Origin of the sequence: Haloferula luteola (assembly GCF_014201715.1) — a bacterium.
Taxonomy (GTDB): Bacteria; Verrucomicrobiota; Verrucomicrobiia; order Verrucomicrobiales; family Akkermansiaceae; genus Haloferula; species Haloferula luteola.
On the sequence record NZ_JACHFD010000068.1, the window covers coordinates 1 to 1,978 of the forward strand.

The 1,978-nt window shown below is 49.9% G+C and carries 1 protein-coding gene; it reads right to left on the reverse strand.

Annotated elements, in window-relative coordinates; all coding sequences use genetic code 11:
- Window positions 1-988: 988 nt before the first annotated feature.
- A partial coding sequence (locus HNR46_RS20460) for an RHS repeat-associated core domain-containing protein (protein WP_221285318.1) occupies window positions 989-1,978 on the reverse strand: 990 nt, incomplete at its 5' end.

Genomic DNA, 1,978 nt, shown 5'->3' on the forward strand with positions numbered 1-1,978 from the left:
GCGGCAGCTCGGGTGGATCTCCGCGAGTGTCCGTGGCGGCAGCACATCCCCGAAGATCACCCCATAGCCACTGGGAGACCCGACGATCATCTCCCACCTTTTGCGGCAGATGGCGGCTTGCCGGACGCGTTTTGAAGTGGCAAACGTCGTCGCCAAGAAGCCGCTCAGAAGACAGAAGAGGTTGGATATTCACAAGATGCCTACCGTAATCCGGTCGACCTTACATCGTTGATTGTCAATGACACGTGACTCAACTCATTACCATTCAGGAATGACTCCTTTGACACGAATGTTAAAGTGCGAGGACTGACCCCTTTGACTCGGCGGTCGGAGCGAATCACCGCCCCCTCGGATTCTGTCATAGAGGTCATTCATGCCTATGTATCACCTCTATGATCCGACTGTGAACGGGTGCTGTGTGGAGCGCTTACGGCACAATTGGAATACGGCGTCACTATCGCCCGATCCCCTCAGTTAGAACTGTCTCATTGACGGGGCTGCTCACACTCCAACATCTTTAGCGAGAACTCACCGCAACACGCTCCTAAATCCAATATCTTCAGATCCCGCCCCTTCAAAACGCGCTCATCGATCGTATGCTCACAGATTCTCATGCCTCAAAATTGTCGATACTTCTTACCGCGTAGGGCCAATCATGCGAACCAGAAAGGGACCGGTTGTTGAGAAGATTTACTGACTGACATCCTCCCGAAAAACGGGACGGCTAGAGCAGCATCATCCAATTTAAACAGGCGCACACGCATTTAGGAAATGACTTTTGGCAATCGGTCTAGTATTTCTTACTAATTACACGATAAACTATAAATATCACCAATAAAATTGTCATCGACACTTTCAATAAGAAAAAACCACTCGTATTCGGCAGCAAATACCACAACAAAAACAAAAGTGACATTGTGACACTTCGAGGAGTCAACACTCCCTTCCGGGCACGTTCCCAATATTTCCCAAGATCAGGCATCATTTCTTAAAAGGACCCAGAATTAATTTCCTTTTTACTCTCATTCGGGTCGGCCTCCGCCAGAGTGAATGTCGTCGAGGCCAGCCCAAAATGGACAGTTGCCGTAAGCGACGCCTCGTTCCCATAAACGAAGTATGATGTATATTTTCTATCTTGGAATTCGACTCTGAATCCACCCCACACTCGAGCACTACCATTGACCGTAATCCCAACACCCTCGCCGATTGTCCCAGAAAGCTTCAAATCGAATGCCTTAACCATATCGACCGTCGTCTTAGCATCTTCCCCACACTCTTTTTTGTAATGAACTGAAATGTTTACGAGTTCAATTTGCGGACCTTGAACTTCTGCACCAACCACATACCCTGCTATTGTCACTTTACCCCCAATTCCCAACCCCACCGTGGCCACCGCAGAGACACTAACGTCGAACTGTCCGAACTTTTCAGTTTCTCCCGTCTCTTGATCACAACAATCACATTTCTCTCCATGCAAACTTACGTTTCCGCTCCCACCCACAACATCGTAAGCGGAGAAACCGAAATCCAAACTAACATTTCTACAATTTATCTCACTGTATTCCAACCCATACTCATCGAGTAAGCTGATGGCATTATTCCCTACGAATCCGTAGAGGTTGATTCCACCTCGTTCCCCGATGGGATCCCTTGATGGCCACCTTCCCGTCACCGGATCATAATACCTGTATCCGTAGTAGGAAAGCCCCGTGTAAGGATCCCGAATCTTGGTGGAGAACCCGAACTCCGAGTTCAACGTTCCTTCTGAAACCACGATATTTCCAAACGCATCGTATTCCGTCCGCAGTTGCTCCATATTGGGATTTGCCGTGCCTCCAGAACCCTTGAGCGCCCAGGCCGTGATATTTCCGTTTCCGTCGTACGCCGGGCGTCTCAGCTTCCCGTCCGAGACCGTCCGCTGCATCAACAGGCCCCCCACGCCTCCCGCTCCCTCCATGGAGCCCGACAGGTCACTTCC